At 42.2% G+C, this 6,776-nt stretch carries 3 protein-coding genes; all 3 read left to right on the forward strand.

Annotation, left to right across the window (positions count from 1 at the left end; all coding sequences use genetic code 11):
- The first annotated feature begins 718 nt into the window (after positions 1–718).
- Complete coding sequence (locus F6K52_RS29385; RefSeq protein WP_293087076.1) at positions 719–1,576, forward strand: hypothetical protein; 858 nt, start codon at positions 719–721, stop codon at positions 1,574–1,576.
- Between the two features lie 91 nt (positions 1,577–1,667).
- Entirely contained in the window at positions 1,668–3,776 is a 2,109-nt protein-coding gene (locus F6K52_RS29390) for an AAA family ATPase (protein WP_293087079.1), read from the forward strand.
- 423 nt (positions 3,777–4,199) lie between these two features.
- Positions 4,200–6,776 (forward strand): DNA translocase FtsK (locus F6K52_RS29395; RefSeq protein WP_293087082.1); only part of this gene is annotated, 2,577 nt, incomplete at its 3' end.

Consider the following 6,776-nt stretch of genomic DNA (forward strand, 5'->3'; position numbering starts at 1 on the left):
TTCTGTGGCTACTGATATTGTTATCGATTGGTACAGGACTATTTTATGGGGTTCAGAAAACTCGACGCTATTAGGGGAATAGGGAGCAGGGAGTAGGGGGTAGGGAGTAGGGGTAAAAAAATTGACTGTAGCTAAGAATTCAGCATTCAGCTATCAGTCTTGGCCTTTGGATCACGCTACAAAAGATGCTTTGTTGCACAGGCTTAATGCCTGTGACGTAATGCTGACGGCTGACAGCTGAATGCTTTCGCTTCGGTCGTCAGCTATCATAATTTCGGGTATCAGCCGTTTTGAGGGTTTTCCCTGAATACCTATCTAATCGCGACCTTCAGCTGATATTATCTCACGATAATTACCCTTAATAAAAATTTCCCTCGGTGCGCTTACAGTCGTCGAATTAAATTCGCCACTGGTCCCACCGCTCCCCATCTCCCCATCTCCCCACACCTCTAGCGCCTCCCTACCCTCCCCGCGCACCCAAAATTGATGGGTATTCAACCAGACTTGAGATAAGTCTAATATCGGTAAGAATTGAGCCTAGTAAGGCACCACGGAAATAAAAATACTTTTGAAAAATAGCGAAAGGCTTATATAATAATAATTCTGCTCAGAGCTGATAGTTGAGGGCTCAGCCCCCGTCCGCTGAGGGCTGACAGTAGAATCTATTGCGAAAATCCTTGACTACTAAGTGGTTATAGGGAATAGAGATAGGTTAATCTTGAACAAACGTGAGGTAACGACAATTAACATGGAAGCTATTGAACTGGAAGTCAGCCAACTAAAATTTTTACTGAAGCTACTGAGCAAACCGGATTATCGGGCATTGATTACTGAAGCGAAACCCAATTCTAAAACCTCAGCGGGTGAACGAGATCGAATTTGTCAGGCATTATGCGATCGCAATTTGATTGAGTCTAATCAAGAAATCACCAAAATTCAGATCACTGATGCAGGCAAGGAACTTCTAACCCAAGATCAGGATGAAGTACCAATGAGCACGAAAGAGCGCAAAATTCTAAAAGCCTGTGAAACAGAACCCACTACTCCGGCCAAGACAAACGTTAAGCCTGCTAAGACCCGAAAGGAAATCATGGACAGTTTGATAGAACGGGGTTATATCACAGTCGCAGAAACTAAATTCAAAGATGTTTGGATTACTGAAACAGGTATTGAGTACTTATTAAATAATTATAAACCCGTTGGTCGTGGCAATATCAATTTGTCTAAAACCATGCTAGCGGATTACATCGATTTCCTGCGGAAACAGCTGCCAAACTCAACCAGTACAATCTCAGATCTAGTCAATCCCCCTAGTAATGAAGAAATATTACAAATTATCAAGGATTTAGACCAAGAACTGGCTACAGAAAACTATTTGCCACTGTTTCATTTGCGCCAAAAGTTACAACCGCCTTTGTCTAGGGAAGAATTAGATAAAGCACTGTATAGCTTGCAAGCAGAAGATAAAATTGATCTGAGTGCTTTGCAAGAAGCCAACATGTATACTGAGGAACAAATTGAAGCTGGTATTCCTCAAAATACCGGGGGGAGGCTATTTTTCATTATGGTGCAGTAAAGTATGATACAAAGTATGATACTCTAACCCCAGGCTTCCCAATTGTTAATCCTCTATCCTTGTCCACTCTATAGAAGATGGAATTAAAGAGATGGCAACGATCCAGGAAATAATTAAACAAGCCCTAAATCCCTTTGACCCCGTGACCTTTGCTACGGGGAATTTTTGGGAAGATCCAGACAATGGTGCTGTTAATGTCAACTCGATTCATCAACATGAAATCAATCAGATAACCACCACCCTCAGTGCGGTGAATCAAGACCATCGACCCCGCACTATCTTACTGGCTGGTGATTCGGGTTCGGGGAAAAGTTATCTATTAAAACGCCTCAAACAACAGCTCAATCAAGACGCCTTTTTTGCTTATATCGGTCCTTGGGCAAATAGCGATCGCATCTGGCGCTATATTCTTAGGGAAACCGTTGACAGTATGCTAAAAATCCCAGAAGGGGAAAAAGAATCTCAGTTGCTGCTGTGGCTAAAGAGTCTCCCGGCCTTTAAAAAAACCGGCTGGCTCCGGAATGAGCGAAAACGGTTTATTGGTGACCTCAGAGCTAGCTATCCAGGGGGAATTCATAGAGATAAAGAATTTTTTGGAGTGCTCTATGACCTCACTAATCCAGAACTGTATCACCTGGCTTATCAATGGTTAAGGGGAGAAGATTTAGATGAAGATGACCTGAAAACCCTTGGGGTCAGAGGGTCTATAGATAACGAAGACGATGCTCAGAACATCTTAATCAACTTCGGGAGAATTTCGTCATCCACCAAGCCGATTGTGCTGTGTTTTGACCAATTGGATAATATTCCTCGTTTGCCCGATGGTTCTCTGGATCTACAAGCGCTGTTTAATGTCAACTCTACCCTTCATACTCGCCGTGTCAAATTTCTGATTATTATCAGTATAGTCACCGATACCTGGAGACGGAATCAGAAAAAACTTCAAGGGGCTGATCTCGCTAGACTTAATTCAAAAATTCTGCTCAAAAACATTACCCTAGAGCAAGCAGAATCCCTTTGGGCAAGCAAACTCTATCCCTTACATCAGCAAGCTGACCCAAAACCCACTTCACCGATTTCCCCTTTAACTCGGCAAGACTTAGAACAAGTATTTCCTGGTGGCAAAACCACTCCCCGCCAGACCTTAAGCCTGGGAAATAAGCTAATTCAAAGGTATAAAACTCAGGTAGTTAACTCAGAGTTATCAAGGATTGACTTAATTAGTGAGGATACCGAGGGAGTTAAGATTTCAGAGCCATCAAGGATTGACTTAACTAGTGAGGATATCGAGAGAGTTAGCATTTCAGAGCCATCAAAGATTGACTCAACTACTAAAAAGGAGACCGCTGGCGAATCAATACCAATAGAAGACAAACGCCTAGCCTCATTTAAATTAAAGTGGCAGAAAGAATTTAAAAAGACTGAGCAACAAATTACCCGCATCCAAGATATTGGTGAATCGGAATTGATTGGGATGTTACGAGAGGCATTAGAAGCTCTGGAGATTAGGGGTATTAAACCAAAATTATTGTTAGGTAGTTTTGCCAGTCATTCCCTAAGTTACCAGTTGTCATCACCCCAGGGACGGATCGGAGTAGCCTGGGTAGAAACTACTAATGGTACCAGCTTCTATCATCTGATGAATGCCTGTGATAAAGCTATAAAAGGCAATCGCTGCCAAACCTTATACCTGATTCGCCATACAAAAATTAGCCTAAAACGTGATACTAAAGGGTACAAAATATACAGCCAACTATTCAAGGCTTCTAGGCATATTCACATCAAATTAGAAGACCTCTCCTCTGTCCATTACTTAGCCACTTATCATAGCTTAGTTAATGAGGCTTGTTCCCAAGAGTTAGTTCTTGCTGATAAAACAATAACACTAACAGAGTTAAAGAGTCTAATCCGAGAATCAGAAATTTTGCAGGATTGTCCTTTACTAAAGGATTTGAATATTCTTTCGAGAGCAGACAATAAAGTACCCCTTAATCCGGTTAAGGAATTTGTGTTAAATGTCCTCAAACAAGACCAAGTTATTGGTCTTAAGGTTTTAATTAAAACTACTCACCGTCAATTTAATCGGCTCAAAGAAATAGAAATTCAACAACGGATTAAGGAACTTTGTCAGGAAAATGAACTAAAACTTATCCCTGTGGATGGTTCCCCAGAAACACAATCAGTATATTTGGTACCGTAAGCTATCAGCTATCAGTTATCAGCTATCAGCTATCAGTAATCAGCTATAGCAATTATATTTCCCATGAGCTACAAAGGGATCCCCCTAAATCCCCCTTAAAAAGGGGGACTTTGAGGTTTAAAAGTGTAGCTCATAAATGCAATAACCGCTATATCAGCTATCAGCTCTCAGCTCTCAGACCAATTCAAGTAGGGTGGGCAAAGTAATATAATCCAGAATTATCAAAAGAAGCAAACTGTTTTTGCCCACCCTACAAGCTCTGTTCCCTGTTCCCTGTTCCCTGTTCCCTGTTCCCTGTTCCCTAAAAACCAGGCTAGAAGCCTGTGCCACCCTACTTGAGGTGCCAAAGGCTGACGGCTGACGGCTGACGGCTGACTGCTAAAGATTATTATGCCATAACAAAAATTCGGATAACAAGCGCCAATGTACCTGACTCAACTAGCCCAGCTCCAAGAGTTAATCCTTAATTTATCAGCATCAAAAATTCTCTGGTTAGATACGGAAATAGCTGACTGGAATACCCCTAATCCTAGATTATCTCTGATTCAGGTATTGGCTGATCCGACGGATATAAATGGTGACAAAGCTTACATCTTAGATGTATTAGACAAACCGGAAGTAGTGCAATACTTTGTTAACCATATTATGGTTAATCCTAACATTGAAAAAGTCTTTCACAATGCTAGTTTTGATTTACGGTATCTAGGGGGTAAAGACCAAGCGAAGAATGTAACCTGTACCTATCAAATAGCTCGAAAGCTGACGAACAAGAAACTGTCTAATCCATTACAGGTATCCAATAATAAATTAAAAACACTAGCGCGAGAGCTGTGCAATTTCGCCAATGTCGATACAGAGGAACAAAGCAGTGATTGGGGAAAACGTCCGCTCAGCCAAAAACAGCTGAAGTATGCAAAACTCGATACAGTGTATCTGGCCCATGTCCATAGCCGCTTACTAGAAATTAGTGATAAAAATAGCTGGAGTCGAGAGCAGATGGTCACAAGAAAATTGCCGACCCAACAATCGCAATCCCGTCGCTTCAGTGTTACCCAAGTTAGGGTAGCCCTTGAATGTCCTCGCTTATTTTATTTGAGTAAGCGCTTTGGTGGAAAACCCATATTTATACCACAATCCCACTCACCAGGTATTGGGACAGTATTCCATCAGCTCTGTGAACAGTGTACTGACAAACTCCAGCAAGATTCCCGATTTCAAGCTTTATTTTCCCCCACAGCAAGTCAGCTAGACCAAAGCCAGATTAGCTCTAAGATCCAAGCGCTACTGTATGAGCTAGTTGTTTTCCCCAAAATCACCAATCAAAAGATAGCCTCGATCTTACTTCAACTGTGGCAAGGATTAAAATCACTAATTCCCCATTGGACTCAATTGCTAGTTGCTAATCGAGGCTATTGTCAGCCAGAGGAAGTAATTAGTAAAACCTTTATTGCTCAAGAAATAAAGCTCAGTTATAACTTCACTCTTCCTGATGGTACCCAGCAACGAGTTAATGGAAAATTCGATAGCTTAATTTTCGACTGTGAGCGCGATCGCTATTGTGTCGTAGACTATAAAACCTATCAACCGGTAGATCCATCCGCTAACCTAGCTCAAGTAGCTCTCTATAGTTACATGCTCCACCAAGAAAAAGGAGTAGCAATCGATGCAGCGGTTTATTCCGTTTTGCCAGAATTCCAAGAACACTACTATTCCTGGGAAGAGCTACAGAATACAGTGCATCAGCTCATTCCCGATAAATTACAACAGATGCGCCAATGGCTGACTTGGAAACCTGCCCAGGTCGAAGAGGAGGGAGATGGGGAAACTATAAAAAACCATTGCACTCCCACAATCGGTAAGGGCAACCTGGAGCCACCACCACCGACACGACAGCCTCACCTATGCAACATTTGCCCTCAACAGCAGACCTGTCAAACCTTTTTTGAGGATGGGAAAACTGAGCAAAAGCCAGTCAAGGCACCATCCCGCCAAACTCCTGATATTGAGCAAAAGTCGGTCAAGGCAGCATCCCCCAAAACTCCTGATATTGAACAAAAGCCGGTCAAGGCAGCATCCCCCAAAATTCCTGAGACTAAGCAAAAGCCGGTCAAAGCACCATCCCGGCAAAGTCTTGATGCTGATCAGACCGGGGAAAAATTGGTGAGTACTCTAGAAGACTTTAAAATTAGTGTAGATTATGTCAACGCAACAGTTGCTCCAGCATTTGTCCGGATCAAGGTAAAACCCAATCGTGGGGTAAAAGTCATATCGATACAGAATCGATCGAAGGATTTACAAGTACACTTAGGTCTGGAGAATCCTCCCTTGATTACTCCTGAAGCTGGGTATGTCAGTGTGGATTTACCACGGAAGGATGAGGATAGAGAAGTAGCTAGATTTGATGACTATATCCAGGTTCACCAAAGCTCCAGTAATCCTCCCAAGATTGGGCTTGGAGTAAATTTAGATGGGAAATTGGTAGAAGCGGATTTATCGGATCCCAATACTTGTCACTTTTTAGTAGGGGGCACAACCGGAAGTGGCAAGAGTGAATTTTTGCGATCGCTTCTGCTATCCCTACTTTATCAGCATTCTCCTCAACAGCTCAAAATTGCTCTAGTTGATCCCAAGCGCGTCACTTTCCCAGAATTTGAGGACATGAAATGGTTGCTCTCACCAATCGTTAAAGATTGCGATCGCGCTATCGAACTGATGGAGCAATTAGTTGACGAAATGGAGGAGCGTTACCGGAAATTTGAACAAGCGAAGTGTGCTCACCTGGATGCTTATAATCAGCAATTGATTAATAAACAAATTTTACCATTACCTCGGATAGTCTGTATATTTGATGAATATGCTGACTTCATGGCAGAAAAAGAAATCCGCAAAGAGTTAGAATCAAGTATTAAGCGTTTAGGAGCCAAAGCTAGAGCAGCTGGAATTCATTTGATTATTGCTACTCAACGACCAGAAGCGAAAGTTGTTACTCCGATTATTCGC

Origin of the sequence: Moorena sp. SIO3H5, from assembly GCF_010692395.1 — a bacterium.
Classification (GTDB): Bacteria; Cyanobacteriota; Cyanobacteriia; order Cyanobacteriales; family Coleofasciculaceae; genus Moorena.

Bases quoted from the DNA above. Each gene is read 5' to 3' on its own strand.
- F6K52_RS29390 (WP_293087079.1), top strand. From the start codon at position 1,668: ATGGCAACGATCCAGGAAATAATTAAACAAGCCCTAAATCCCTTTGAC.